The 25383-nt window shown below is 63.2% G+C and carries 21 protein-coding genes; 10 read left to right on the top strand and 11 right to left on the bottom strand.

Annotation, left to right across the window (positions count from 1 at the left end):
* Positions 1 to 3: 3 nt before the first annotated feature.
* The gene (locus EP379_RS09660) at positions 4 to 471 is read right to left on the bottom strand and encodes a peroxiredoxin (RefSeq protein ID WP_127477607.1); all 468 of its coding nucleotides are present in this window, start codon (positions 469 to 471) and stop codon (positions 4 to 6) included.
* 59 nt (positions 472 to 530) lie between these two features.
* A complete protein-coding gene (locus EP379_RS09655; RefSeq protein WP_127477606.1) occupies positions 531 to 1079 on the bottom strand; it encodes a glycine cleavage system transcriptional repressor in 549 nt (182 codons plus the stop codon).
* 252 nt (positions 1080 to 1331) lie between these two features.
* Here EP379_RS09655 and dapA point away from each other — a divergent pair, with 252 nt between their 5' ends.
* The 8 genes from dapA to EP379_RS09615 all read left to right on the top strand — a co-directional run bounded on the left by dapA (position 1332) and on the right by EP379_RS09615 (position 11967).
* Entirely contained in the window at positions 1332 to 2207 is an 876-nt protein-coding gene (gene dapA, locus EP379_RS09650; RefSeq protein WP_127477605.1) for a 4-hydroxy-tetrahydrodipicolinate synthase, read from the top strand.
* A 38-nt stretch (positions 2208 to 2245) separates the two neighbouring features.
* Positions 2246 to 3328 (top strand): outer membrane protein assembly factor BamC, encoded by a 1083-nt coding sequence (gene bamC, locus EP379_RS09645; protein WP_127477604.1) that lies wholly within the window; start codon positions 2246 to 2248, stop codon positions 3326 to 3328.
* Between the two features lie 59 nt (positions 3329 to 3387).
* Complete coding sequence (locus tag EP379_RS09640; protein ID WP_127477603.1) at positions 3388 to 4146, top strand: MBL fold metallo-hydrolase; 759 nt, start codon at positions 3388 to 3390, stop codon at positions 4144 to 4146.
* A gap of 172 nt (positions 4147 to 4318) precedes the next feature.
* Positions 4319 to 6355 carry a methyl-accepting chemotaxis protein gene (locus EP379_RS09635; RefSeq protein ID WP_172600434.1) on the top strand — a complete coding sequence of 679 codons (2037 nt, stop codon included), beginning with the start codon at positions 4319 to 4321 and terminating at the stop codon, positions 6353 to 6355.
* Between the two features lie 140 nt (positions 6356 to 6495).
* The gene (parE, locus tag EP379_RS09630; protein WP_127477601.1) at positions 6496 to 8385 is read left to right on the top strand and encodes a DNA topoisomerase IV subunit B; all 1890 of its coding nucleotides are present in this window, start codon (positions 6496 to 6498) and stop codon (positions 8383 to 8385) included.
* 2 nt (positions 8386 to 8387) lie between these two features.
* Positions 8388 to 8750, top strand: a complete 363-nt coding sequence (locus EP379_RS09625) for a sirohydrochlorin chelatase (protein ID WP_127477600.1) — start codon at positions 8388 to 8390, stop codon at positions 8748 to 8750.
* An 18-nt stretch (positions 8751 to 8768) separates the two neighbouring features.
* Positions 8769 to 11027, top strand: a complete 2259-nt coding sequence (gene parC, locus EP379_RS09620) for a DNA topoisomerase IV subunit A (RefSeq protein WP_127477599.1) — start codon at positions 8769 to 8771, stop codon at positions 11025 to 11027.
* Between the two features lie 40 nt (positions 11028 to 11067).
* The gene (locus tag EP379_RS09615; protein ID WP_127477598.1) at positions 11068 to 11967 is read left to right on the top strand and encodes a GGDEF domain-containing response regulator; all 900 of its coding nucleotides are present in this window, start codon (positions 11068 to 11070) and stop codon (positions 11965 to 11967) included.
* Positions 11968 to 11971: 4 nt separating this feature from the next.
* Here EP379_RS09615 and EP379_RS09610 read toward each other — a convergent pair whose 3' ends face one another.
* The 3 genes from EP379_RS09610 to EP379_RS09600 form a co-directional block, all read right to left on the bottom strand.
* On the bottom strand, positions 11972 to 13033 hold the full coding sequence (locus tag EP379_RS09610) for a tetratricopeptide repeat protein (protein WP_127477597.1): 1062 nt from the start codon (positions 13031 to 13033) through the stop codon (positions 11972 to 11974).
* Entirely contained in the window at positions 13033 to 14571 is a 1539-nt protein-coding gene (locus EP379_RS09605; protein ID WP_172600433.1) for an adenylate/guanylate cyclase domain-containing protein, read from the bottom strand. Before EP379_RS09605 ends, EP379_RS09610 begins: the two co-directional genes overlap by 1 nt.
* A gap of 98 nt (positions 14572 to 14669) precedes the next feature.
* Positions 14670 to 16448 carry a SulP family inorganic anion transporter gene (locus tag EP379_RS09600; RefSeq protein ID WP_127477595.1) on the bottom strand — a complete coding sequence of 593 codons (1779 nt, stop codon included), beginning with the start codon at positions 16446 to 16448 and terminating at the stop codon, positions 14670 to 14672.
* A gap of 252 nt (positions 16449 to 16700) precedes the next feature.
* Between EP379_RS09600 and htpX the strand changes: the two genes are divergently transcribed.
* The gene (gene htpX / locus EP379_RS09595; RefSeq protein ID WP_127477594.1) at positions 16701 to 17591 is read left to right on the top strand and encodes a protease HtpX; all 891 of its coding nucleotides are present in this window, start codon (positions 16701 to 16703) and stop codon (positions 17589 to 17591) included.
* A gap of 63 nt (positions 17592 to 17654) precedes the next feature.
* Here htpX and EP379_RS09590 read toward each other — a convergent pair whose 3' ends face one another.
* From EP379_RS09590 to EP379_RS09570, 5 genes are all read right to left on the bottom strand, one after another.
* A complete protein-coding gene (locus EP379_RS09590) occupies positions 17655 to 19727 on the bottom strand; it encodes an EAL domain-containing protein (protein ID WP_127477593.1) in 2073 nt (690 codons plus the stop codon).
* A gap of 36 nt (positions 19728 to 19763) precedes the next feature.
* Positions 19764 to 21578 (bottom strand): hypothetical protein, encoded by a 1815-nt coding sequence (locus EP379_RS09585; protein WP_127477592.1) that lies wholly within the window; start codon positions 21576 to 21578, stop codon positions 19764 to 19766.
* Positions 21579 to 21676: 98 nt separating this feature from the next.
* On the bottom strand, positions 21677 to 21871 hold the full coding sequence (locus EP379_RS09580; protein WP_127477591.1) for a DUF3330 domain-containing protein: 195 nt from the start codon (positions 21869 to 21871) through the stop codon (positions 21677 to 21679).
* A gap of 48 nt (positions 21872 to 21919) precedes the next feature.
* On the bottom strand, positions 21920 to 22840 hold the full coding sequence (asd, locus tag EP379_RS09575; protein ID WP_127477590.1) for an archaetidylserine decarboxylase: 921 nt from the start codon (positions 22838 to 22840) through the stop codon (positions 21920 to 21922).
* A 10-nt stretch (positions 22841 to 22850) separates the two neighbouring features.
* Positions 22851 to 23501: an SCO family protein gene (locus tag EP379_RS09570; RefSeq protein ID WP_172600432.1), complete on the bottom strand. Its 651-nt coding sequence runs from the start codon at positions 23499 to 23501 to the stop codon at positions 22851 to 22853.
* A gap of 106 nt (positions 23502 to 23607) precedes the next feature.
* Here EP379_RS09570 and lexA point away from each other — a divergent pair, with 106 nt between their 5' ends.
* Entirely contained in the window at positions 23608 to 24069 is a 462-nt protein-coding gene (gene lexA / locus EP379_RS09565; RefSeq protein WP_127477588.1) for a transcriptional repressor LexA, read from the top strand.
* Positions 24070 to 24340: 271 nt separating this feature from the next.
* On the opposite strand, the gene EP379_RS09560 is transcribed toward lexA, so the two are convergent.
* Entirely contained in the window at positions 24341 to 25159 is an 819-nt protein-coding gene (locus EP379_RS09560) for a sulfurtransferase (RefSeq protein ID WP_127477587.1), read from the bottom strand.
* Positions 25160 to 25383: the final 224 nt, after the last annotated feature.

The raw sequence follows: 25383 nt of genomic DNA, 5'->3' as shown, positions 1-25383 counted from the left end.
GGATTATAGGTTTTGTACCGCCGCGAGCACCTCGGCGGCGTGACCGGCGGCCTTGACCTTGCGCCACTCGGCGCGCAGCACGCCCTGGGCGTCGATGAGGAAGGTGCTGCGCTCGATGCCCATGACCTTCTTGCCGTACATGTTCTTTTCCTTGATGACATCGAACAGCCGGCACAGGGTTTCCTCGCTGTCGGACAGCAGCTCGAAGGGGAAGTCCTGCTTGGCCTTGAAGTTTTCATGGGATTTCACGCTGTCGCGGGACACGCCGAGAATGGCAGTGTTCAGGCGCTCGAACTCGGCGTGCAGGTCGCGGAACTCCTGGCCCTCGGTGGTGCAACCGGGAGTGCTGTCCTTGGGATAGAAATAAATGACCAGATTCCTGCCTTTGTAGTCTTTCAGGCCGAGGGTCCGGCCGCCGGTGGCGGGCAGGGCGAAGGTGGGCACCTTTTTGCCCAGGGTTACAGTGCTCATGGAACTCCCTTGCAGATCATGTGCAAGCCTGTGGCGGCGAGATTGTCGGATGATGACGCTCAGCCCTTCACCGGCTCCAGCACCGCGTCCAGGTTGAGGGCGTCGCAGAAGTCGAGGAACTCCTCGCGCAGGCGGGCGACCTGGGTGGTGGCCGGCAGGTTGACGGTGATGTTGGCGGAGAACATCTGGGCGCCGCTGTGGGCGGCACGATAGCTGTCGGTGTACAGGTCCTGGATGTTGATGTTGCGGCTGGAGAAGAAATTGGCCAGCTGGTAGACGATGCCCGGATGGTCCATGGCGATGACTTCCACCATGTAGGGACGACCGCCGGTCTTGGGTTCGTGTTCTTCGGTGCGTTTGGAGATGATGGTCAGGCCCAGTTTCTTCTGCAGGCCGGGCAGCTGGTTTTCCAGCTTTGCCACCGCACTCCAGGCACCCTCCACCATCATCATGATGGCGAACTCGCCACCCAGAACGGTCATGCGGCTGTCGACGATGTTGCAGCCGGCGTCGGTGACGTGCAGGGCCAGGTCGTTGACGATGCCGGGACGGTCCTGGCCCAGGGCCGAAATGACGAGGTATTGCTGCTGGGTGGGTTGGGTGCTCATGGGGCCTCAGGGCGGCTAAAGGGATGGTCGTCGGGCATTGTACCCCAGGGCGGCGCGGGAGCGGAGTAGTCGGCGCAAAGGGAGTGCGGGTGCCGCCAGGTACGACGGACGGCTGGCGAGGGGGGCGTTCCTTGTGCCTCGTCCCGCGTATCTGTCTTCTTCTTGTCCCTCGTCCCTGTCTTCTTGTAGGATGCAACGTTATTTTAGTCGGACGGGCGCCCCTGGCGCGGCGTCCACAGCGGGGGAGCGAACATGTTTCACGGCAGTATGGTGGCCCTGGTCACGCCGATGCGGGCCGACGGCAGCGTCGACGACGACAGCCTGCGCGGGCTGGTGGAGTTTCACGTGACCAACGGCACCGACGCCATCGTGGCGGTCGGTACTACCGGCGAGGCCTCCACCCTCGATTACGATGAGCACTGCGGCCTGATCCGCCGGGTGGTCGAATTGGCCGCCGGCCGCATTCCGGTCATCGCCGGCACCGGCTCCAACTCCACCGTCGAGGCTATCGAGCTGACCCGCTGCGCCATGGAGGCCGGTGCCGATGCCTGCCTGCTGGTGACGCCGTATTACGTCAAGCCCACCCAGGAAGGACTGTACCGCCATTTCCGCGCCGTGGCCGAGGCGGTGCCCATCGCCCAGATCCTGTACAACGTACCGGGCCGCACGGCCGTCGACATGAGCAACGATACCGTGGCCCGCCTGGCCGACATCAGCAACATCGTCGGCATCAAGGACGCCACCGGCAATCTGGAGCGCGGCAAGGAACTTATCGACCGTTGCGGCGATCGTATGGACATCTACAGCGGCGATGACGCCACCGCCATGGAGCTGATCCTGATGGGCGCCAAGGGCGACATCTCGGTGACCGCCAATGTGGCGCCACGTGCGATGCACGAGATGTGTGCCGCCGCCCTGCGCGGGGATCGCGTCGCCGCCCATGCCATCAACGCCGATCTGGAACTGCTGCACAAGAATCTGTTTGTCGAGGCCAACCCCATTCCGGTGAAGTGGGCGCTGCATGAAATGGGGCTGATCCCGCCGGGGATCCGCCTGCCGCTGACCGAACTGTCGAGCCAGCATCACGACACCGTGCGTCAGGCCATGAAGCGGGCCGGCGTGCTTTGACCCGGGAGCATCTTCCCGGGCAGTAACGAGGACTCCCAGTGCGTAAAGGTATTGCCATCGTGGCCGTGGCCACGGCCGTCTGTTTCCTTCTTTCCGGTTGTGCCAGCAGTTCCGGCCGCAAGGCCGAATATCAGCGTGCCGTGACTCTGCCGCCGCTGGAGGTGCCGCCCGATTTGACCGCCCCTGATCTGCAAGGCGACATGGAGCTGCCGCAAAGCTATTCGGCCCATGTGGCGCAGGGCGGTGACAAGTCGGGGGTACAGGTGTTGCCGCAACAAGCCAATGTGCGGGTGCTGCGCGATCACGACATGCGCTGGTTGCAGGTGAATGCCGAGCCGGAACAGCTCTGGGCGCGCCTGCGCGAGTTCTGGCAGAAGCAGGGGCTGGAGATCAAGATCGACGAGCCGCGGCTCGGCCTGATGGAGACCCAGTGGGCCGAGAACAAGGCCGACGTGCCCGGTGACTGGATCACCAACATGGTGAGCAAGCTGTTCAAGAGCGCCTATTCCGCGCCGACGCGTGACAAATTCCGCACGCGTGTCGAGCGCGGCGCGACACCGGGTACTACCGAGATATTCGTGACCCACTACGGCCTGGAAGAAATACAGCGCGGCCAGAATGTGGAATCCTATGACACGATCTGGCAATCCCGCCCCGCCGACCCGGAACTGGTCGCGGAAATGCTCAACCGCATGATGGTGTATTTCGGCGTGCCGCAGGCCGAGGCTGAAACCCAACTGGCCGCCGCCCCCGTCGCCGCTGAACCGCGCGCCCGCCTCGATGGCGCGGCATTGCAGATCAACGAATCCTTCCCGCGCGCCTGGCGTCGCGTCGGCATCGCCCTGGATCGCCTGGGACTGGTGGTCGAGGACCGCGATCGCTCCGCCGGCCTGTATTACATCCGCCCGGTCGATCAGGTGGCCGATGCCGGCAAGAAGGGCTTCTTCTCCAGCCTGTTCTCCGGCAAGGAGGAGGACAGGCCCGCGGAGCCGCCGGCCCGTATCCTGTTGCAGGGTAATGGCGAGACCACCCGCGTCACGGTACAGGACAAGAGTGGTGTGCTCGCCACTACTCCGCAAGCGGTGAAGATCCTGCAGCAGTTGGAATCGGAACTGCGCTAAACACCTGTTGCGGGGGGAGTGCGAAGCTCCGCCCCCGAAACTCGAAAGATCTTTGATCGATGCGTTTCGCCTCCCTCGGCAGCGGCAGCCGCGGCAACGCCACCCTGGTCGAGCAGGGGGACACCCTGCTGCTCATCGATTGCGGCTTTTCCCTGCGCGAAACCGAGCGGCGTCTGCTGCGGCTCGGGCGTGATCCCGCGCAGGTCAGCGCGATCCTCGTTACCCATGAGCATGGCGACCACCTGAGCGGGGTGGCACTGTTCGCCCGCCGCTATGGCGTGCCGGTGTGGCTCAGTGCCGGCACGCGCGCGGCCGGCAATGAAGAGATTGCCGACTGCCGGGTATTCAGCAGCCATGCCTCCTTCGCCGTCGGCGATGTCGAGGTCACTCCCTTCCCCGTGCCGCACGATGCCCGCGAGCCGACGCAGTTTGTCTTCGGCAACGGTGCACAGCGACTCGGTCTGCTCACCGATACCGGATCGCTGACGCCGCACATCGAACAGCAACTCACTGGCTGTGATGCGCTGGTACTGGAGTGCAATCACGATCCCACCATGCTGGCCAACGGCATCTATCCGCCGCTGCTCAAGGCCCGTGTCGGCGGCGACTATGGCCATTTGAGCAACGAGCAGGCCGGTACGCTGCTGCAGCGCATCGATTGTTCGCATCTGCAGCACATCGTTGCCGCCCACCTCAGTGACAAGAACAACACGCCGCCGCTGGCCGTTGCCGCACTCGCTACGGCCTTGGATTGCGAACATGCCTGGATCGGCGTGGCCCATCAGGACGACGGCCTCGGCTGGCGCGAGCTGGCCTGAGCCTGCCGCGGCGCAGCGCCGGAATAAAAAGCCTTCCCTCGACATCATCTCCTAAGCTGCTTATAAAGAGGCAGTAATTGACTGCTTTTGTTCAGAAATTTAGCAAATCGCAATAAGCGCCAGGATGGGCCTTTCTGTGCCGGGATGCATGTATTGCCGGGGAGAGGTGTCCATGCTCACATTCATCCAGCGCCTGCTGGCGCGCTATTCCATACGCACCAAACTCTGGTTCGGCTTCGGTCTGCTGGTGGCGATTCTGGCCGGGGTCGTGCTGACCACCGTTGCCAGCCTGACCGCCACCCGTGGCAACATGGCCGAGGTGGCGGAGCGCATCCAGCCCACCGTGCTCGATGCGCTGGAACTGGCCACGCGTCTGGAACATACCTCCGCCTCGCTGGGCTTCTATCTGCTCAGCAAGGAGCCGACGCAGCGGGAAGACTATCTGCAAAATCTGCAACAGGTGAGCGAGCTCTTGCAGCGCTTGCAACAGCAGCCGCTGGTGCAGCAAGAGGCGGCGCTGGGCAGCAAGGTCGCCGCGGTGGCGGAGAAGGTGCAGCGTTTTGCGGACTATCGGGAGCGCATGTTGCAGCTGGCGCTGGATGACGGCGCCAATTTCCCGGCCATGCACTATGCCGGCATGAACGTCAATCCACTCAGCCAGGAGGCGCTGCAACTGCTGTCGCAGATGATCATGGCGGAGGAGGAAGAGGCGGCCAACGGGCAGCGCAAACAGTTGTTGTTGCTGCTGGGGGAGTTGCGCTACGCCTGGACCAACGTCATGAACGGCATCCGCGGCTATCTGGCCTTCCGCGCCGACAGTGCCCTGGATGAGATCCAGTTGCACCAGGACAATGTCGGCAAGCTGGTGGAGCGGCTGAAGAAACGCGCCGGCCAGCTCAATTTCGAGCAGCAGGATGCCTTCGAGCAGTTCGTCGCCCTGCGCCAGCGCTTCCTCGCCAATTTCACCCGGATGCGTACCCTGCACAGCAGCGAGCAGTGGCGCACCGATGCCCATCTGGTGCGCAGCGAGCTGGGGCCGCTGCTGGGCGAGAGCAAACAGCTGCTCGATGAACTGGTGCAGGAGTTGCGCAGCCGTACCGAGCAGCGCAGTGATGCCCTGCTGACGCAGATCGATGTGACACGGGCAACGGTGCTGTTGCTGCTGGCCACCGGTCTGTTCCTCGGCGTGTTCGGCGCCTGGATCATCAGCCATCTGATCAGTCGGCCACTGCGCATGGCGGTCAGCACCATGAACGATATTGCCGCTGGCGGCGGCAATCTGGCCTGCCAGCTGCACGTGGACGGCCGTGATGAAATCGGCCAGTTGTGCATGGCCTTCAACCGTTTCGTGGAAAAGATCCGCGCCATCGTCAGTCAGGTGGCGGGCTCCACAGCGCAACTGGCGGCGGCCGCCGAACAGATGTCACGGATCAGTTCCGACGCCAATCGCGGCGTACAACGTCAGCAGCAGGAGACCGAACAGGTTGCCGCGGCGATGAATCAGATGGTGGCCACGGCGCAGGAGATGGCGCAGAACGCCGGCCTGGCCGCCGATTCCGCCGCCCAGGCCGATGCCCAGGCGACGGGTGGACGTCAGGTGGTGGCGCAGACCGTGGACGCCATCGACAGCCTGGCACATGCCGTGGAAGAGGCGGCCGAGGTCATCCACCAGTTGGAGGACGACAGCGACAGCATCGGCACCGTGGTGGACGTGATCCGCGGCATCGCCGAGCAGACCAACCTGCTGGCCCTCAACGCCGCCATCGAGGCGGCGCGCGCCGGCGAGCAGGGGCGCGGTTTTGCCGTGGTGGCCGACGAGGTGCGCACCCTGGCCTCGCGTACCCAGCAGTCCACTGCCGAGATCAAGGCCATCATCGAGAAGCTGCAAAAGGGGGCCAGCGATGCGGTGGCGATGATGACCAAGGGGCGGGTGCAGGCCACCGCCAGCGTCGAGCAGGCGGCCCGTGCCGGTGCCGCCCTGGCGGAGATCACCGCCTCGGTGGACAACATCACCGACATGAACCGCCATATCGCCGATGCCGCCGCCCAGCAGGAACAGGTGGCCGAGGAGATCAACCGCAATATCGCCAACATCACCCAGGTGGCCGAGCAGACCGCCGAGGGCACGCGCCAGCTGGCGGCCTCCAGCACCCAGCTGGCCGGGCTGGCCGAGCAGTTGCAGGGGCTGGTGGGGCAGTTCCGGACCTGATGGCCCGCCGCCGATCCCGGAAAACGCCCCCGTCACACCGTGGCGGGGGCGTTTTGCGTTAGAATCCTTCCACTTTGCCTGCGGCGCACCCGTGCTGCAGGTCGTGTCTCACGATAATAACCATTATTAATCAATAAATTATGTCAGCCAGTTCCTATACCGCCGAATCCATCGAGGTGTTGTCCGGCCTGGACCCGGTGCGCAAGCGCCCGGGCATGTACACCGACACCTCGCGCCCCAATCACCTGGCGCAGGAGGTTCTCGACAATTCGGTGGACGAGGCCATCGCCGGCCACGCCAGGACCATCGAGGTGACCCTGTACAAGGACGGCTCGCTGGCGGTGGCCGATGACGGCCGCGGCATGCCGGTGGACATGCACCCGGTGGAGAAGATGCCCGGCGTCGAGGTGATCCTCACCAAGCTGCACGCCGGCGGCAAGTTCTCCAACAAGAACTACCAGTTCTCCGGCGGCCTGCACGGTGTCGGCGTGTCGGTGGTCAACGCGCTGTCGAAGCATCTGGAGGTCTGGGTGCGACGCGACGGCAAGGAATACAACATCGCCTTCAAGGACGGCCACAAGGCCTCGCCGCTGGAGGTGGTCGGCGAGGTGGGCAAGCGCAACACCGGCACCACGGTGCGCTTTTGGCCCGACCCGCAGTTTTTCGACTCGCCCAAGTTCGCCGTGCCGCGCCTCAAGCACGTGATGCGCGCCAAGGCGGTGCTGTGTCCCGGCCTGCGCATCACCTTTTTCGATGAGGCGGCGGGCGAGCGCGAGGAGTGGTATTACGAAGACGGCCTGCGCGCCTATCTGCTCGACGAGCTGAAGGAGTGTGAGCTGCTGCCGGAAGACCCGTTCATCGGCAGCCTGGCCGGCAACACCGAGGCGGTGGACTGGGCGGTGGTGTGGCTGCCGGAAGGCGGTGAGCCGGTGGCGGAGAGCTACGTCAACCTGATCCCCACCGCTCAGGGCGGCACCCACGTCAACGGCCTGCGCACCGGCCTCACCGAGGCGATGCGCGAGTTCTGCGAGTTCCGCAACCTGCTGCCGCGCGGTGTCAAGCTGGCGCCGGAGGATGTGTGGGACAAGGCGAGCTACATCCTGTCGGTGAAGCTGGCCGACCCGCAGTTCTCCGGCCAGACCAAGGAGCGGCTCACCTCGCGCGAGTGCGCGCCCTTCGTCTCCGGCGTGGTGAAGGACGCCTTCTCGCTGTGGCTCAACCAGCATGTGGACCTCGGCGAGCGCCTGGCGGAGCTGGCCATCAGCAGTGCGCAGAGCCGTCTGCGCGCCGGCAAGAAGGTGGCGCGCAAGAAGGTGACCCAGGGCCCGGCCCTGCCCGGCAAGCTGGCCGACTGCACCAGCCAGGACCCGGCACGCAGCGAACTGTTCCTGGTGGAGGGCGATTCCGCCGGTGGTTCCGCCAAGCAGGCGCGCGACAAGGATTTCCAGGCCATCATGCCGCTGCGCGGCAAGATCCTGAACACCTGGGAGGTGGACCCGGCCGAGGTGCTCGGTTCGCAGGAGGTGCACGACATCGCCGTGGCCATCGGTGTCGATCCCGGCTCCGACAACCTGGAAGGCCTGCGCTACGGCAAGGTGTGCATCCTGGCCGATGCCGACTCCGACGGCGCTCATATCGCCACCCTGTTGTGCGCGCTGTTCGTGCGTCACTTCCGCCCGCTGGTGGCCAACGGCCATGTGTATGTGGCGATGCCGCCGCTGTACCGTATCGACATCGGCAAGGACGTGTATTATGCCCTCGATGAGGCGGAGAAGCAGGGCGTGCTCGATCGCATCGCCGCCGAGGGCAAGCGCGGCAAGGTCAGCGTCACCCGCTTCAAGGGCCTCGGCGAGATGAACCCGCTGCAACTGCGCGAGACCACCCTGGCGCCGGACACGCGCCGCCTGGTGCAGCTCACCATCGAGTCGGGCGACGACACCAACCAGTTGCTCGACATGCTGCTGGCCAAGAAGCGCGCCGGCGAGCGCAAGAGCTGGCTGGAGCAGAAGGGCGACCTGGCGGAGGTGTGAGGATGAAGCATCTGGTACTGGTCGCCCACGGCAGCCGCCGCGCGGCCTCCAACGAGGAGGTGCGCCAGATCGCCGCGCGCCTGAAGGAACTGGCCGGCAACCGCTATGCCGACGTCACCGCGGCCTTTCTCGAACTGGCCGAGCCGAGCATCCCCGGCGCCATTCAATGCTGCGTCGAGCGCGGCGCGCAGGAAGTGGTGGTGTTGCCCTATTTCCTGTCACAGGGGCGCCACGTGGCGACCGACATCCCCGCGCAGGTGCAGCCCAAGCAGGCCGAGCACCCGCAGGTGCGGATCACCATCGCGCCGTATCTGGGCGCGGCGGAAGAGGGCATCGCCGCCCTCCTGCTGCAACTGGCGCAATGAGAACACTGAGCGAACGTCATGGCTGAAACCACCGAGATGAATTACGAAGGCGTCGAGCGTCTGCCGCTCAAGGCCTTCACCGAGAAGGCGTACCTGGACTACTCCATGTACGTGATCATGGATCGCGCCCTGCCGCATATCGGCGATGGCCTCAAGCCGGTGCAGCGCCGCATCGTCTACGCCATGAGCGAGCTGGGCCTGAAGGCCGGCGCCAAGTACAAGAAGTCGGCGCGCACCGTCGGTGACGTGCTGGGCAAGTTCCACCCCCACGGCGACTCCGCCTGCTACGAGGCGATGGTGCTGATGGCGCAGCCGTTCAGCTACCGCTATCCGCTCATCGACGGCCAGGGCAACTGGGGCTCACCCGACGATCCGAAGTCCTTCGCCGCCATGCGTTACACCGAGTCGCGCCTGGCGAGGTTCTCCGACCTGCTGCTTACCGAGGTGGAGCAAGGTACGGTGGACTGGGTGCCCAACTTCGACGGCACGCTGGAAGAACCGGCGCTGCTGCCTTCGCGCGTGCCCCATGTGCTGCTCAACGGCACCACCGGCATCGCCGTGGGCATGGCCACCGATATTCCACCGCACAACCTGCGCGAGGTGGTGAGTGCCTGCGTGCGTCTGCTGGAAGAGCCCAGGGCCACCATCGAACAGCTGTGCGAGCACATACAGGGGCCGGACTATCCCACCGACGCGGAGATCATCACCCCGCGCGCCGAACTGCTGAAGATGTATCAGACGGGCGGCGGCAGCGTGCGCATGCGCGCCCGCTGGGAGCGCGACGAGGGCGACATCGTCATTACCGCGCTGCCCTATCAGGTGTCCGGCGCCAAGGTGCTGGAGCAGATCGCCCAGCAGATGCAGCAGAAGAAGCTGCCGATGGTCGAAGACTTGCGTGACGAGTCCGATCACGAGAACCCCACGCGGCTGGTGATCGTGCCGCGTTCCAACCGCATTGATGTCGATGAACTGATGAACCACCTGTTCGCCACCACCGATCTGGAGCGCAGCTACCGCGTCAACATGAACGTGCTCGGCCTCGATGGCCGGCCGCGGGTGAAGAACCTGCGCGAGATGCTGACCGAGTGGCTGGAGTTCCGCATCCGTACCGTGCGCCGCCGTCTGGAGCACCGCCTGGACAAGGTACAACGCCGCCTGCACATCCTCGACGGCCTGCTCATCGCCTTCCTCAACATCGACGAAGTGATCCACATCATCCGCACCGAGGACGAGCCCAAGCCGGTACTGATGGCACGTTTCGGCCTGTCCGACGAACAGGCCGAGGCGATCCTCGAACTCAAGTTGCGTCACCTGGCCAAGCTGGAGGAGATGAAGATCCGCGGTGAGCAGGACGAACTGGCTCAGGAGCGTGATGCCCTGCAGAAGACCCTCTCCTCCGAGGCGCGCCTGAAGACCCTGGTGAAGAAGGAACTCATCGCCGATGCCGAGAGCTACGGCGATGAACGCCGTTCGCCGCTGGTGGAGCGCGCCGCGGCCCAAGCACTGGACGAAACCGCACTGGTCGGCGTCGAGCCGGTCACCGTGGTGCTGTCGGAGAAGGGCTGGGTACGCGCTGGCAAGGGGCACGACCTCGACCCCACCGGACTCAGCTACAAGGCCGGCGATGGCTACAAGGACGCCGCACGCGGCAAGAGCAATCAACTCGCCACCTTCATCGACTCCACCGGCCGCAGCTATTCGCTGCCCGCCCATACGCTGCCCTCGGCGCGCGGTCAGGGCGAACCCTTGTCGGGCCGCATCAACCCCATCGCCGGGGCGACCTTCGAAAGCGTGTTGATGGGCGAGGATGACGAACTGGTGCTGCTTGCCTCCGACGCCGGTTATGGCTTCGTCGCCAAACTGTCCGATCTGCACGCGCGCAACAAGGCCGGTAAGAACGTGCTCAACCTGCCCAGCGGCGCCCGGGTGTTGCCGCCGCAGAAGGTGGGTAACTACGATACCGATCTCGTGGCTGCCGCCACCAACGACGGCCGCCTGTTGGTGTTCCCGCTCAACGAACTGCCGCAGATGCCGCGCGGCAAGGGCAACAAGATCATCGGTATCCCGGCCAACAAGGCGGCCATGCGCGAGGAATATGTGGTGGCCACGGCGGTGATCCCGGTGGACGGTGCGGTGACACTGTTCGCCGGTAAACGCCACATCACCCTCAAGGCCGCCGATCTGGAGCACTATCGCGGCGAGCGCGGCCGGCGCGGCAACAAACTGCCGCGCGGTTTCCAGCGGGTGGATGCGATGATGGTGGGGGAGAAGGCGTAGTAGGTTCGGCAGATGGATCGGGAAATGGACGGAGGGCCTGATGAGCGATGACGGGCAGGGCAAGGCGAAGATCCTGGCGGCCGATGATTCACGCCTGATTCGCGCCAGTTTTTCCCGTTATTTGGGTGAACAGTTCGAGTTGGTGCTGTGCGAGGACGGCCAGCAAGCATGGGAGGTGCTGGAGCGGACCGATGATTTCACCCTGCTGTTCACGGATCTGTCCATGCCGCGCCTGGATGGCTATGCGTTATTGGAGCGCATTCGTGCCAGCGAGAACCCGGCCATCCGCGAATTGCCGGTCATCATCGTCACCGGCAAGGAGGATGAGGAAGAGGCACGGGAGCGTCTGCTCGCCCTTGGTGCGACCGATTTCATCAACAAGCCGTTTCATTCTTCCGAACTGGTGTCACGCGCACGCGGGTATGCCAGTCTGCGCAAGACCGTAACCAGGCTCGAGCAGCAGGCCCCCATCGACAAGCTGACCGGTCTGATGAGCCGGTACTATTTTCTGGAGCAGGGCAAAAAGCATCTGGCCCTGGCGCGTCGGCAGGGATTCAAGATCAGCGTGGCGCGTATCGCGGTTGCCAACCTGGAGGAGCTGAAGCGGGAATTTGGTGTACCGCTGGTGGTGAAGATGCTGGCTGTGGTGGCCAAGGTGCTGCGCGACAGTATTCGTACGGAGGATCTTGCGGCGAGTTTTTCCACCGGCCAGTTTGCGTTGCTGTTGCTGGGGGCCGATCCGCAGGCGACGGTGCAGGTGTGGGCCCGGTTGCGCAGTCGCCTCGCCACTTTTGAACTGAAGGTCGGCGAGCGCAAGGCGTCCATCCTGTTCAAGGCGGGTATCTCGACGCAGAATGTCGCCGAGTCGGCGGATGAATTCGATGGCCTGGTGCAGCAGGCGGAAGATAGTCTGCGTGCACAGCTGATGCCGCCGTCATAAGTCCTTATTCGCCGCTGCGCTTTTCCTGCAGTGCGCGCAATTTCTCCAAAACCCGTTCGGCGCGTTCGATGTGCGCGGCAACCCGCTCATTGGCCGGGTCCAGCTGCTGTGCCTGGCGCCAGGTGGCCAGGGCCTGTTCATATTTGCCGCGGCTATAAAGGAGGATGCCCTGTTCAGTATGGCGGTTCACCACCTCGGCCACCTCGGCATTGAGCTCGCTGCGCAACTGCGGCAGCTCCTCCGGTGGCGTGGGCTGCAACTCCAGCAGGGCCAGCAGACGCTGGGCCTCGAGCCAGTTCTTTTGACTGGCGGCCTGGCGGTATTGCTGCAGCAACTCCTGCGTCTCTTCTTCGCCACCGGGTTGGTCGGCAATCTTTGCGGTTGGCGGTGTCGGCGGGGCGAGGCGGCGCAGGAGCTCCTTGGTGGCTTGTTTGGTTTCCGGACCGGGACTGAGACGCAAGGCCAAGTTCAGACTACGGCGGGCGCTATCCATGTCCTTGTGCTCCAGGGCCTGACGGCCGCGCCGGGTCAGCTCTCCGCTTACCTCGGCGGCCTCCTTGCGCAGCTGGCGCAGATCATACTGGGCACGCCAGGAATAGGGGTCAACAGTCACACGGCGGGTGTACACCGGCAGCAGGTGCAGCAGTCCTTCGGCACGTGCCTGCAGTAACTCCAGTTCGATCTCCTCCAGTCGTGCCGCCTGCTGCTGCAACAGGCGCTGGTGGCTGTTCTGCAATACACTGCTTTCGGGTAGACGTTTTAGTGCGGCGGCGCTGAGTTCGAGTGCCTGTTGCCAGTGTCCCTGCCGGGCCAGCTCCGCGCTCTGGCTGGCCGTTTCGCGCGCGTATTGTTCGGCACGGCGTGCAATGGTGTCGCGCTTTTTCATCAGGCGCGCGTAGTCTGGATGCTGTGGTTTGATGTAACTCAGCACGTTCAGAGCCTTGCCATACTCCTGCTGCTGTACCCACCGATCGAGCTGACTGTCCACATCGCCGCTGACGCTTACGAGATAGGCGCAGCCGCCAAGCAGCGGCGGCAGGAACAGGATGAGCAGCAGGCGACGCATCAGGCAGAGGCCAGCTCGGGTTGCTGGCGCAGGATGTGGTGATAGTGCTGTTCCATCTGATGGCGCAGTGGCTCGATCAGATCGATGATCTCCACGGTGGCCACCGGTTGCTGCTTGCCGCGCAGGCGGATGGTGTTGTGCTCGTGGCCGATGATCCTGCCGTTCAGGGTCGGCAGACTGTACATCTCTTTGCTGATGATGATCTGGCCGGCTTCTGCCACCGTGGACAGGCGTGAGGCGAGATTTACCGCATCACCGACCACGGTATATTCCATGCGTTCCCGTGAGCCCATGTTGCCGGCCAGCATGGTGCCGGAATTGCAGCTGATGTGGAAATCGACCGGTATGTGGCCACGGGCCTGGCGCCGGCGATTCAGCTCACCGATGAGGTGCTGGATCAGCACCGCGCAACACACGGCGTTGAGGCTGTGTTGGTCATCGGGTTGCGGGACGCCGAACACCAGCATGGCGCAGTCGCCCATATATTTGTCCACATGTCCCTGATAGGCCTGTGCCGCCAGGGCGATGACGCCGAAGTATTCGTTCAGCAGGCTGCTGATCTCCTGCGGTGTGAGTTGTTCGGACAGGGCGGTGAACCCGGCGATGTCCGCAAACAGTACGCTGGCCTCGACATGCTGGCCGCCAAGCTGCACCTGATCGAGATCGCTCAGCACCTCGCGCGCCACCTTGGGCGAGACATAACGGGAAAATATCTGCTCCACCTGCTCCTTGCGCAGCAGCCCGTCACTCATGGTGTTGAAGGCCTGCATCAGGGTACCGATTTCGTCGTTGCGCCGCTCGGCGAAGCGGAAGCTATAGTTGCCGCGGGAAATTTGCAGGCTGGCATCCATCAGGTCGTTGATCGGCCGTGACAGACGCTGGCCGAGCAGGATGGCGGCGACGGCACCGAGCAGGACCATCAATAGGGTGGCAGTGGTGACGGCGTGCAGGGTATCGCGCTGGGCCTGACTGAGCTGGGAATGATCGAAGGTGAGCAGCACATAGCCGGTGATCAGTTCACGCACCTCGATGGGGGTGAAGAAGGCGATGGCGTCGGTGGGGTGGCCCTGTGTCAGTGCTTGCCATTCCACGGTGGCGATGCTGTTGCCGGCCTTGGCCTGTTCCACCAACTGCCTGAGCTGGAGCGGCGTGGGTGCCAGGCCTTCGCTGATCAGGGGCTCGAGTTCTTCGTTGTAGACGACGGCGCCGCGCACACCGGCGTGACGCATCATGCTGCCGGCCGTCAGGCTCAGTGTCAGACTGTCGCCGGCCAACAGCGGCTCCTTGACGGTCTCCGCCATCTGGCTGATGAGCGCCTGGCCGAAGTGATTCATCTGTTGGCGCAGCAGGCGTGTCTGGTTGTCCACCACGGCCATGCCCAGCAGGGACATTCCCACAGTGATGACAAGGGTAATGACCAGGGCCAGTTTGTAGGCAATGGGGAAGTGCTGCGGTTGCAGGTTCTGCCACAGGAGGCCGGCGCGTGGCCACAGCGCGGCCATCTGCTGACGCAGTCGCGTCGTTACATCTCGTGCCATTCTGCGGGTAAGGCTGGCTGCGCGCATAAGTCTGACGGTCCGACAGTCGGAGCGCGATCATACCACGGCCGTCCCCCAGGCCAGCTGTGGCAGATGTCTCAGCTGCCTACCGGGGCGAACTGCTGGCACTCGCGGAAAATGCGCTTGTCGCACTGCCGGCAGATGGTGTGGTCCAGCTTGTCATTGATGATGGTCTGCAGTGCCTCGGTCTTGGAATGGAAGATGTGCTCGTCACCGATGGTTTTGATGTAGCCACCCCGGTGCAGGATGCTGCACACCGTATCCTTGACCTCGTACAGGTAGAAGCCGCCGCCTAGCTTGTGGCGGCGCTCGGCCTCCTGGGTCAGCATCTCGGCGCCGGCAAGGTCGACGAAGTTGATCGCCTTGGCGACCAGTAGCAGGTGTTTCTGTTGTGGGTTGAGCGCGTCGACATTGTGCATGGCCTGTTCGACGTGATTGATGGCGCCGAAGAACAGCGAGCCCTCGATGCGCATGATCTTGAGCTGCGGACATTCCGGCAGGGCCGGGTCGGTGGTGAAGGCGCGTTTTTCGTGCTTTGGGTTCGGCACGCGGCTGAGGATGCGCGGGCGCGAGGTGCGGTTGAGGTAGAACACCAGCGACAGCATCACGCCGAGCAGGATGGCGAATTCCAGCTCCAGGAACAGGGCGCCGAAGAAGGTGGCGCCGAGCACGGTGGTTTCGCTGCGGCTGACGCGGATGATCTGGCCGATGTGATGGAAGTCGATCAGGCCCCAGGCGACCAGGAACAGGATGCCGGCCATAGCCGCCACCGGCAGGTAGGCGGCCAGCGGCGCGACCAGCAGCACGATCAGCGCCAGGGCAATGGCGGCAAATACCGAGGCGAGGGGGGTTTGGGCGCCGGCAGCGAAGTTCACGCCGCTGCGGTTGAACGAGCCGCTGCTCGGATAGGCGGAGAAGAAGGCGCCGACCATGTTGGACAGGCCCTGGCCGATGAATTCCTGGTTGCCGTCGATGCGCTGCTGCGCCTTGTTGCCGATGGAGCGGGCAATGGACACCGCCTCGGTGATGGCCAGCAGGGCCACGGCCACTGCACTGGGCGCCAGCTGCTTGATGGTGCCCAGCGACAGGTCGGGCAGGGACAGCGGCGGCAGGTGGGTGGGGAGGGCGCCCACGGTACGGATACCGGTGGTCTCGACGCCGAAGGCCATGTTGAGTGCCAGGGCGAACAGGCTGCCCACCAGCATGGCGATGATCATGTAGATGCGGCGGGCATAACGCCGTGCCACGATGCCCGTCACCAGTGTCACCATGCCGACGGCGGTGACATAGGGATTGATCGCGTCCAGCTGCTGGAAGAAGGTGTAGATGATTTCGTAGAAGTGGCTGCCGCGGGGGATGTCCAGGGCGAAGAAATTCTTGATCTGGCTGGCGGCGATGAGGATCGCCGCGCCGGCGGTGAAGCCGACCACCACCGAGTGGGAGATGAAGTTGACCAGGCTGCCCATCTTGGCCAGGGCCATCACCAGCTGCAGCACGCCGACCAGGAAGGCGAGGGTGATGGCGAGGCGGACGAAGTCGGTGCTGCCCGGTTCGGCCAGCGGACTGAGGGAGGCGAACACCACGATGGAGATGGCGGTGGTGGGGCCGGAGACCAGGTGCCAGGAACTGCCCCACAGGGCGGCGATTACCGCCGGCATCATGGCGGCGTACAGGCCGTATTCCGGCGGCAGGCCGGCGATGGTGGCGAAGGCGACGCCCTGGGGCAGGACGATGACGGCGCCGGTCAGGCCGGCGAGCAGGTCGGCGCGGACGCTGTCACGGTTGACGCGCGGCCACCAGCGCAGAAAGGGAAACAGTTTGACCCAGAACAGATTGCATTGCGCGAGGGCGTTCATGTGCGGCGTATCTTCAAAGCTGACGTGGCGTCGCAGCCGGCGACGTCGGAAATCATAAAGGTCTGCGATTATATAATGAAACGCTGATGTTTTCGCGCGCAAAATTGATGCAGCGCAAGGAACCGTGCTGACTCCGATTTGTCTATCATGCGGCGCCGGAACGGCCTTGAAAGCGGGAGGCCAAGCCCACACCATTTATCAGGCAATACCGCTGAACCATGACCGCAACCATTTAGGAGTGAATTAGCTGCCATGAAGCGCATTTTCCTGTTCCTGGTCACCAACCTGGCCATCATCGTGGTACTCAGTATCACCCTGCGCCTGCTCGGTGTGGAGCGCATCCTCGACGCGCAAGGGGTGGATCTCAATCTCAATGCCCTGCTGGTGTTCGCTGCTGTGTTCGGTTTCGGCGGTTCGCTCATCTCCCTGTCCATTTCCAAATGGACGGCCAGGCACCTGACCGGCGCCCAGGTCATCGAGCAGCCGCGTACCGCCACCGAGCAATGGCTGGTGGCGACGGTAAGACGCCAGGCCCAGCAGGCCGGCATCGCCATGCCCGAGGTGGCCATCTACGATGCACCGGAGATCAATGCCTTTGCCACCGGGCCGAGCCGTAACAATTCACTGGTGGCGGTGAGCACCGGTCTGCTGCAGAAGATGAATCAAGACGAGGCAGAGGCGGTGCTGGCCCACGAGGTGAGTCACGTCGCCAATGGCGACATGGTGACGCTGGCACTGATCCAGGGCGTGGTGAACACTTTCGTCATCTTCCTGTCGCGCGTGATTGGCCATCTGGTCGACCGCGTGGTATTCAAGACCGAGCGTGGCCATGGTCCGGCGTTCTGGATCACCGCTATCATCGCCGAGTTGGTACTGGGCATACTGGCCAGTATCATCGTTATGTGGTTCTCGCGCCAGCGCGAGTTCCGCGCCGATGCCGGCGGTGCGAGCCTGGCCGGTTCGCGCAAAATGATCGCTGCACTGGAGCGGCTGCAGATGAATCGCGGTGCCGGCCAGTTACCGGATCAAATGGCTGCCTTCGGTATTTCCGGTGGTTTGGGTAGTGGCATCAAGCGCCTGTTCATGTCTCATCCGCCCTTGGAAGAGCGCATCGCCGCGCTGAAAAGCCGTACCGTCGCATAGATGCGTAGGCGGAAGAAAAAAGGCCGGCATGTGCCGGCCTTTTTTCCGATCAATATTTGCTATTTAGCTGGCGTTGAAGTCGTAATTCATCTCCGTGCCGGGTTCTTGCAGGAAGTAGCCCTGGATATAGTCGACGCCACAGGTCCATAGGGCGGACAGGCTGCCGGCATCCTCGACGAATTCGGCGATGGTCTTCTTGCCGGACTCCTGCGCCAGGCTGGCGATTTCGGTGACGCGCGCCTGATTTTCCTTGTTCTGGGCGATGCCGCGGATCAGGTTGCCGTCGATCTTGAGGAAGTCGACTTCGGCATGGCGTAGCAGATTGGCGTAGTTGGGAGCGAGGCCGAAGTGGTCGAGGCCCACCTGGATGCGTAACTGGTGCAGGCCGTCGATGAGCGGCTTGATCAGCTTGAGGTTGCTGCTCGCTACCGCCTCGCTCATCTCCAGAGTGAGATAGCTTCCTTCCACCTTGGCCGCCTTGAGTAGGTCGCGCAGCCAGGGCAGCAACTTGTCGTCGTGCAGCGACTCACCGGAGATTTTGATGAAGAAATTGGTGTGGCGGCCGGCGCGGCGTCGCTCCACCAATGCTTTCACCGTGTGTGCCAGTACCCAGCGGTCGACGCCGCCCATCAGTCCGGCCTGCTCGGCGGCGGGTATGAATTCGCTGGGTGGAATTTGGTTGTTGTCATCGTCCAGCATGCGCAGCAGTACTTCATAATTTTCGACCGGATCGCCGCGTAGGCTGACGATGGGTTGGTACAACAGCAGGAAGCGATTGTCGCGCAGAGCGGTCTTCAGCTGGCGGATGCGCAACGCCGTTTGTTCGCGTTCCGCCATGCCTTCGGTCTGCGGGTTGTACAGATAGTGGCGATTGCCGCCAGCGGCCGCCTTGCGATAGGCTTTCTCGGCGCGCTGTAACAGCTCATGTACGTCGTGCAGGTCTTCATGGTATAGCGCAATGCCAACGCTGCAGGTGAGGGTGGCGGTCTGGCCGTTGGCATCGAAGATGTTTTCTTCCACTGCCTTGAGCAGTTTCTTCGCTGCCGCCTCGGCGTCGTTCTCGTCCACACCCTGTAGAATGAGGGTGAAAACCTCTCCATCGAAGCGTGCTACCAAGTCGTTTTCGCCCGGTAGCTGTTTCTTGAGCAGGGTCGCGAAGTCGGTGAGGATCAAATCACTGCCGGCGATGCCGATGCGCTCGCGCAGTGACTTGAAGTCGTCCGGAGCCACATACAGCAGGGTACCGTGCACGCCGCTCTGGCCGACCAGATTTTCCAGCATGGCCATGAAGTACTGCCGGTTATAGGCGCCGGTAAGCAGGTCATGCTTGGTGAGGGAGTCGAGTTTAGCCTCCAGTTCTTTGCTCAGGGCCTGGTCGCGGATGATGATCTGGATGCAGGATTCGCCTTCATAGCTGGCGGGCGAGAAGTCCATGGTGATATTGAATTCACTGCCGTCCGACTTGCAACCGTGAATGTCGAGGGAGTCGCTGCTGGTACGCCCCTTGAGGTAGCCGCGCAGAAATTCCTTGAACTTGCCATGATCGGCCGGCGAGACCATGTCCATCAGTGGCATGCCCTCGATCTCTTCCAGGGCGGAGTAGCCGAACATCTGCAAATAGGATTCGTTGGCGTAGATGTACATGCCTTCGTGCACGTAGGCGATGGCATCGCGCGAGCTGTCCACCAGGCTCTGGGCGCGCTTGTTCGCTTCCTGCAGCAGGGTTTCGCATTCACGGTGGCGGCGGCGCTTGAGTACGTCGTCGAACTCACGCATCAGTGTGTGCACCAGGCAGAGCGGGTGCTTGAGACTGACGACGTCGCGTGCGCCGGCCTGGAATACCTCGGCCATGGCGCTGTCGTCGATGTCCTCCATCAACACGATGAGGGGCAGGTCCAGTTCGGTCTGGGTGATGATGCGCAGGGCGTCTACGGGAGAGCAGTAGGCGATATTGGCCTTGGCCAGCACCATGTCCCAGGCCTGCTGGGCCAGCATTTCACGCAAATCCTCGTCGTCCTCGGCTCGCTCGGTGCGCACGGCCTGACCGGCATTGCGCAACAGGCTACTGACGGTTTCGGCATAATTGGAGGAATCATCGAGGACGATGAGGCGGAGGATCTCTTCTGTTTTTACCATCAATACCGTCTTCTGATTTTGGTTGCGTATGTCAGCTTACAGCTCGTTCCACAACGAGGTGTAGTCGGACGGTGAGCCAGGCGTGGAGCCCGGCTTTTTGCCGCCGGAGTCAGTGCTGGCGGGCCCCAGGTTCTCGAAGGTGAACTGGGCAAAGGAGCCGGTGGTTTCCCGTAGGCCGGTCAGCAGCAGACGATGTTCGCTGTGATCGAATTGTACCAGCAGTGTGGCTCCGACACTGAACAAGAGGGGAGGCGTCAGCAGTGTCTGCGGCTGTGGCGGCTCTTTGGTTTCGGGCAGGCCGATAACCCGCTGGTATTCGGTGTACTGGCCATTGGGTTGTTTTACCCGAGCCGCCGCGGGGCGGCTGTGGTGGGCCAGATTCTGCAGGCCCATCTCCAGCTCATCGGTACCGCTGTGTCGGATCCAGCGCACCACACCTACCACCCAGTTGGCGTCATCGGTATCGGTAAGCGGGCGGATGCCGATCAGGTCACCCACCTGCACCCCCAGGGTGTCGTTGCCGCGACGGGCAACCCGGTAGCCGCCACCGCTTTCGTCACGCACATCCCAGGTCTGCATCAGCAGGGGCGGGGTCTTGGGGGCTGTCTTTTGTGGCTGACCGGGTTTGCTTGCCGGCTTGGGCTTGAACACATCCCAGACGTCTTCCTTGACATCATTTTCCGAGTTGACGACCCGACTTGAATAGGACGAGGTCTTGGCGAACAGGTTTTCCGCGCCGGTGACATTGTTCAGCAGGGTGATACTGCGCAAGGCGCTGACCAGGCCGAGGGCGCGATGTACGGCGGTAAGTCCGACCACCAGTTCGGCCTTGGAGTCCTTGTGGTTGCGGTAAAAGCCGCGCTTGGGCGGGGCCCCCCAGGTCATGCTGAGACGGCGCAGCAGGTCCACCGTGAGACTGTTGCCGAGCCGGTGTTTCATCTCGGTGACGGTGCCGCGGGCTACCAGCTCCAGTTCTTCATGCACGGTCGCAGTGAGGCGCTGCAGATCGATGAGGCGGCACTGGCCGTCGTTGCACTGGGCATGGCTGAAGGCGATGTGGCTGGGTTCTTCGTCGCTGCCGAGATGGGTAACGAACAGGGCGGCCTCGGCGTCGGCCTTGGGGTTATAGGGCTGCAGTTGGGCCAGATGGGCCCATATTTCCAGCGCCGCATATACCACGCTGACTTCACCCTGGCGCAGGCGGTAGGGGGTGGCGAGGGCCAGCAGCAGTGCCTGTTTGTAGGCGGTGGTGATGCTGGTTTTGGGGAGGATGGCCTGTTCCTTGTCGGTGACCGAGGACTGATGCAGACGCTTGCTTTCGGCATAGCGATACAGACGGTGCAGGTCGGCCCAGGTCTCGCGCGGTGCCGCGGCATAGACTTGGTAGCTGGTGAGCAGCACGCGGTTGAGATAGCGCAGGGCGCGGTGCAGCATTACGGTGAGTGCCTTGCGGTCACGGAACAGGAAGTTGCGCGCCAGCATATCCTCGATGGCGATTTTGTAACCGAGGGCCATTTCGCTATACAGCTCGATGGCGAGGTTGGCGATGCGCTGTGTCTTCGGTTGCAAGGGGAAGGTCAGGCCGGTGAAGCGTTTGTTGAGCGCCTGGCCGACATAGGCAACCGGTTCGCGCAGGGCTTCCAGCAGGCGATAGCGCTCGTTCCAGCCGATCCGCAGACGGTTGGATTCATGCAGGGCACCGAATACCTGACGTGCGGTTTCGCCCACGTTGCCCATGGGCAACTGGGAGATCCAAGCCTCCACCTTCCTCGGTTTGGTGTCGAAGGATTCCCGCCCCGGTTTGTGCCGTTCCGGTAGCGTGAATCCGATGTGGCCCTGTCCCTCTGCCATGGAGCATCCTCATTGTTGTCGTGTCAGGGGTATCAATCCCACTGTGTAGCATAACAATTCGGATGCAAAATATCAGCCGGAATCAATGCCCTGCCACATCAATTTGAGCCATATTCTGGGAGTTTGACACGGGCGCTCCAGCGTGCCAGGCAGTCCAGTCCGCAGTAGTGGTGGACGTAGTCGCATCCCTCCACGGTTACGGCGACTGAGGCGGGGATATCGTGCAGGCAGATCTCGCACTGGATCGGCTCCGGTTCACTGGGGAAGGGCTTCTCCGCGTTCGGGTAGTACATGACATAGTTCCCGTAATCCGTAGTGGAGTACTAGGAATTATAGTCGGCTCACTGGATTCCGCTCGGTTCCTCGGTGCCGGACAGGCGGCGCGTAGCGAGCCGCTGACCCATGCGGATGCCGGCGCCGGGCTGGATGCTGTCGGCCCAGTCCAGAGCCTGGGGGCCGAACAGCACGATCACCGTCGAGCCCATGTTGAAACGGCCCATTTCCTCGCCGCGTGCCAGCCGGATGGGCTGTGCGGCGTCATCGTAGCGCCAGCGACGCACCACACGGCCGGCCGGCGGCGTGACCACGCCGCTCCATACCGTCTCGATGCTGCCGACGAAGACCGCCCCCACCAGCACCATGGCCATGGGGCCGGCTGCGGTATCGAAGATGGCGGCGACGCGCTCGTTGCGCGCAAACAGGCGGGGGATCCGCCGTGCGGTGACGGCATTGACCGAGAACAGTCGCCCCGGGATATGTACCATTTCACGCAGGGTGCCGTCGATGGGCATGTGGATGCGGTGGTAGTCGCGCGGCGAGAGATAGAGGGTGGCGAAGCTGCCGCCCTGGAACGGGGCGGCGCGTTTTTCTGATCCACCGAGCAGTTCCACCAGACTGAAGTCGTGCCCCTTGGCCTGCAGCAGACGGCCGTCCGTGATGGGGCCGGCCTGGCTGACGGTGCCGTCCACCGGGCAGGCGATGTCGTAGGGCCCGTCCACCAGCGGCCGGGCACCCGCCTTGAGGGCACGGGTGAAGAAGGCATTGAAATGTTCGTAGGCGTGCGGGTCCGGTTCCTGCGCCTCCTCCATGTTGACCTGGAAACGGTCGACGAACCAGTCGGTGAAGGGTTCGCGGAAGCCCGCCCAGCGGACGCGGGTCAGTCCCTGCATCAGACGCGACAGCAGGTGGCCGGGCATCAGGTACTGGGGCCAGGTCTTGAGATGGTCCTTGAGCGGTACCGGGGCAGTGTCGGGCTGTTCCATGGGGGGCTCGTCAGCGGTGGCGGAGGTCGCGGATTGTACGGTAAGTGTCGCCGATGAAGGCAGCGTTCTGTAGCGGCGTGAAGCGCGCATGATAGCGCCCCTGAGCATCGATGAGCAGGATGGCGGCGCTGTGATTGATGATGTAGTTGTCCTGGCCGGGGCGCTGGTCGATGGCGTAGACGACATTCATTGCGGCGGTCAGCCGATCCAGGGTGGGCTGGTCGGTGCTGGCCGCGAGAAATCCGGGGTCGAAGTGCTGGACGTAACCCTTGAGGATCTCTGGCGTATCGCGTGCCGGGTCCAGGGTGATGAACAGGAAACGGGTATCGGCCAGCAGGTCCGGGGTGCGCTCCAGTTGCCGGCGCACTTGCTGCATGGTGTACAGCGTGGTGGGGCAGATGTCCGGGCAGTGGGTGTAGCCGAAGAAGACGAAGGTCCACTGGCCGTGGAACCAGGCCGGGCCGATGGGCTGGCCGTCGTAATCGTGGAGGAGAAATTCGGGCAGGCCTCGCAACTGCGGCTGCACGATGCCCTGCAGTTCCCGCGGCAGGGGCGCAGTGCGGCTGGGCTGGTGCAGGTTGTCCGCAGACCATAGCCAGAACAGCGCGGCGCTGAGCGCCACGACGAGGATAAGCAGCAGGGGGGTACGCGGTCGGTCCATGGCGGGCGCGATTATCGCATCTGTCGGCCACGGGGTCATCGGCCGCTTGCCTTGCGGCGGCGGGACAAGTACCTTACTGTATAAATAACCACGGGAGGAGTCTGTCGTGTCCAATGTTAGCCTGTTGATCCCCAAACACAATCGTCCGGTGTGGCATGCGGAGCTGGAGCCGGTCGCGCTGGCGGCGGTGGAGATGGTGGAGGTGCCCCTGCTCGGTTACATCACGGCGGGCAGTCCGGTGGAGTTGAATGAAAGTCAGGAGCAGGTGGCGGTACCCGCCACCATGGTGCGCAAGAACACCTACGCCCTGCGCGTGCGCGGCCATTCCATGATTGACGACAACATCCAGGACGGCGATATCGTGATCATCGAAAAGCGCGAGAGTGCCGCCAATGGCCAGTCGGTGGTGGCGATGATCAACGGCGAGCAGGTGACGCTGAAGAAGTTTTATGTGGAGCGCGACGGCATCCGCCTGCAACCGGCCAATCCCGAGATGCAGCCCATCTACCTGCGCAACGACGAGGTGCAGATCCTCGGTATCGTTACCGGGGTGATACGCACTGCGTGACAATAGGTGCGGGGTACGAGGGACGAGGAGCGAGGGATGACACTCCCCGCTGCCGGGTGGCTATGGGACGCGCAGCGCACTCCTTTTCCGTATCCCGTGCCACGTCCCTGGTACCTAGGGAAGCTCTGAATAAGTTCAGAGCTTCCACGGCACAGGGATGTGCCGCCATTTTTCAACGACGATAAGTCGTTGAAAAATGAAGCCAAGCGAAAATCACACTTTTCGCTTGGCGTGGTCTGAGAAGTCCAGGATGGACTTATTCAGACCTTCCCTAGTTTTCAACAGGGGTGTCTTCCCGGTTGCCCCAGTCCGACCAGGAGCCCGCATAGCCCCTGGCCCGATAACCCAGCCACTTGAGCATGAACCAGGTGTGGGCGGAGCGGTGGTGGGTCTGGCAATAGGCCACCACGGTCTTGTCCGGGGTGATGCCCAATGCCTCCAATTGCCGGCGCAGATCCGCCGCCGGTTTCAGACGCAGGTTGCGTCCCTGATCCATCGCCTCGGTCCATTCGAAATTGACCGCCCCGGGGATGTGGCCGCCGCGCGCGGAATAGCGTTGCAGCCCACGGTATTCCAGCGGTGTGCGGGCATCCACCAGGGCGTGTGACGCATCGCCCAGATGGGCAAGGATGTAGGCGGCGTCGGCCACCACCTCGCCATTGGTATAGCGCGCGTCATAGGAAGACGGTGTGGCAGGGCTGGGTTGCTGTGTCAGCTTATGGCCCTCGTTGGCCCAGGCGTGCAGGCCGCCGTTGAGCAGCGAATAGCGGGTATGGCCGATGGCCTCCAGGGTCCACAGCAGGCGGCAGGCCTTGCCGCCGCCCTCGTCGTCATAGGCCACCACATGGCGTTCCGGTGTCAGGCCGATGGCCGACAGTATCTCGCTCAACTGTGCCTCGTCCGGCAGCAGGCCCCCAACCGGCGGTGCCATGCGCACGATCAGTCCATATTCCAGGGGAACAGCACCGGGAATGTGATATTGGGCATGAATCTCGGCCCGGCTCAGATCGACCAGCAGCAGACGCGGGTCGCCCAGCAAGGGTTCCAGCATTTCCGGTTCGAGCAACAGCGGCAGAGGAGCGGATGACATGATGAACTCGCTTTGGGGATGGTGGGCGAGATGTGGGGTTGCGGGGCGCGAATTCAAGTAACGCGCGAAACTGTGTGCATATTTGTGGCAAATGTGCCGCCACTGCGTTGATATTTGTTTGGGTTTGGTCTTGCTGCCGCTTGCGTTATACTAGCCAGCGTGGCGGACAGCATAATCCTCTCGAACCGTCCGCAGACATTGATTGTCACATAACAGCAGTACCC

Origin of the sequence: Sulfurivermis fontis (assembly GCF_004001245.1) — a bacterium.
Lineage (GTDB): Bacteria > Pseudomonadota > Gammaproteobacteria > Thiohalomonadales > Thiohalomonadaceae > Sulfurivermis > Sulfurivermis fontis.
The sequence above is the reverse complement of the archived record's forward strand: the minus strand, read 5'-3'. Positions and strand labels throughout refer to the sequence as shown.

Bases quoted from the DNA above. Each gene is read 5' to 3' on its own strand.
- parE (WP_127477601.1), top strand. From the start codon at position 6,496: ATGTCAGCCAGTTCCTATACCGCCGAATCCATCGAGGTGTTGTCCGGC.
- parC (WP_127477599.1), top strand. From the start codon at position 8,769: ATGGCTGAAACCACCGAGATGAATTACGAAGGCGTCGAGCGTCTGCCG.
- EP379_RS09570 (WP_172600432.1), bottom strand. From the start codon at position 23,501: ATGGACCGACCGCGTACCCCCCTGCTGCTTATCCTCGTCGTGGCGCTC.
- asd (WP_127477590.1), bottom strand. From the start codon at position 22,840: ATGGAACAGCCCGACACTGCCCCGGTACCGCTCAAGGACCATCTCAAG.
- htpX (WP_127477594.1), top strand. From the start codon at position 16,701: ATGAAGCGCATTTTCCTGTTCCTGGTCACCAACCTGGCCATCATCGTG.
- EP379_RS09600 (WP_127477595.1), bottom strand. From the start codon at position 16,448: ATGAACGCCCTCGCGCAATGCAATCTGTTCTGGGTCAAACTGTTTCCC.
- EP379_RS09580 (WP_127477591.1), bottom strand. From the start codon at position 21,871: ATGTACTACCCGAACGCGGAGAAGCCCTTCCCCAGTGAACCGGAGCCG.
- EP379_RS09585 (WP_127477592.1), bottom strand. From the start codon at position 21,578: ATGGCAGAGGGACAGGGCCACATCGGATTCACGCTACCGGAACGGCAC.
- EP379_RS09635 (WP_172600434.1), top strand. From the start codon at position 4,319: ATGCTCACATTCATCCAGCGCCTGCTGGCGCGCTATTCCATACGCACC.
- EP379_RS09615 (WP_127477598.1), top strand. From the start codon at position 11,068: ATGAGCGATGACGGGCAGGGCAAGGCGAAGATCCTGGCGGCCGATGAT.
- EP379_RS09660 (WP_127477607.1), bottom strand. From the start codon at position 471: ATGAGCACTGTAACCCTGGGCAAAAAGGTGCCCACCTTCGCCCTGCCC.
- EP379_RS09640 (WP_127477603.1), top strand. From the start codon at position 3,388: ATGCGTTTCGCCTCCCTCGGCAGCGGCAGCCGCGGCAACGCCACCCTG.
- EP379_RS09610 (WP_127477597.1), bottom strand. From the start codon at position 13,033: ATGCGTCGCCTGCTGCTCATCCTGTTCCTGCCGCCGCTGCTTGGCGGC.
- EP379_RS09590 (WP_127477593.1), bottom strand. From the start codon at position 19,727: ATGGTAAAAACAGAAGAGATCCTCCGCCTCATCGTCCTCGATGATTCC.
- EP379_RS09605 (WP_172600433.1), bottom strand. From the start codon at position 14,571: ATGGCACGAGATGTAACGACGCGACTGCGTCAGCAGATGGCCGCGCTG.
- EP379_RS09560 (WP_127477587.1), bottom strand. From the start codon at position 25,159: ATGTCATCCGCTCCTCTGCCGCTGTTGCTCGAACCGGAAATGCTGGAA.
- dapA (WP_127477605.1), top strand. From the start codon at position 1,332: ATGTTTCACGGCAGTATGGTGGCCCTGGTCACGCCGATGCGGGCCGAC.
- EP379_RS09625 (WP_127477600.1), top strand. From the start codon at position 8,388: ATGAAGCATCTGGTACTGGTCGCCCACGGCAGCCGCCGCGCGGCCTCC.
- EP379_RS09655 (WP_127477606.1), bottom strand. From the start codon at position 1,079: ATGAGCACCCAACCCACCCAGCAGCAATACCTCGTCATTTCGGCCCTG.